At 68.0% G+C, this 676-nt stretch carries 1 protein-coding gene; it reads left to right on the top strand.

Annotated features, from left to right (window positions below; all coding sequences use genetic code 11):
• The first annotated feature begins 45 nt into the window (after window positions 1–45).
• The gene (locus tag ACOADB_RS10025) at window positions 46–645 is read left to right on the top strand and encodes a methionine ABC transporter permease (protein ID WP_237111834.1); all 600 of its coding nucleotides are present in this window, start codon (window positions 46–48) and stop codon (window positions 643–645) included.
• Window positions 646–676: the final 31 nt, after the last annotated feature.

Here is a 676-nt window from a genome sequence, read left to right as displayed (position 1 = left end):
GAGCTGCAGTCGGAGTTCTGGTCGGCCACCGGCGGCACGCTGGTCATGGGCTCCATCGCCCTGGTGATCGGCGGCCTGCTCGGCCTCGGGCTCGGCCTGGGACTCTTCCTCACCCGCAAGGGCGGGCTCTTCGCCAACCGCCCCGTGTTCGTGGTGCTCAACGTGCTGGTGAACTTCTTCCGGCCGATCCCGTTCGTGATCTTCGTGGCGGCCCTGCAGCCGCTCGCGCGCCTCGTGATCGGCACCGGCATCGGGATCTGGGCAGCGACGTTCGCCATCACCATCGCCGCGATCTTCGGGATCAGCCGGATCGTCGAGCAGAACCTCGTGACGGTGAACCCCGGCGTGATCGAGGCCGCGCGCGCCATGGGCGCGAGCCGCACTCGGATCACGTTCACCGTCCTGGTGCCCGAGGCGCTCGGTCCACTGATCCTCGGCTTCACGTTCGCCTTCGTGGCGATCATCGACATGACGGCCATCGCCGGCGTCATCGCGGGCGGCGGACTGGGCTCGTTCGCCCAGGTCTACGGCTTCCGGCAGTTCGACGAGATCGTCACCTGGGGTTCGATCCTGGTCCTCGTCGCGATCGTGATGGTCATCCAGCTGTCCGGCAACCTGCTGGCCCGCAAGGTGCTGCGGCGCTGACGAAGGACCGTCTGCGACGGCAGGTCAGTCG

Source organism: Nocardioides sp. CPCC 206348, from assembly GCF_048654705.1.
Taxonomy (GTDB): Bacteria; Actinomycetota; Actinomycetes; order Propionibacteriales; family Nocardioidaceae; genus Nocardioides.
Note: the sequence above shows the minus strand (reverse complement) of the source record. Positions and strands in the feature narration are given on the sequence as shown.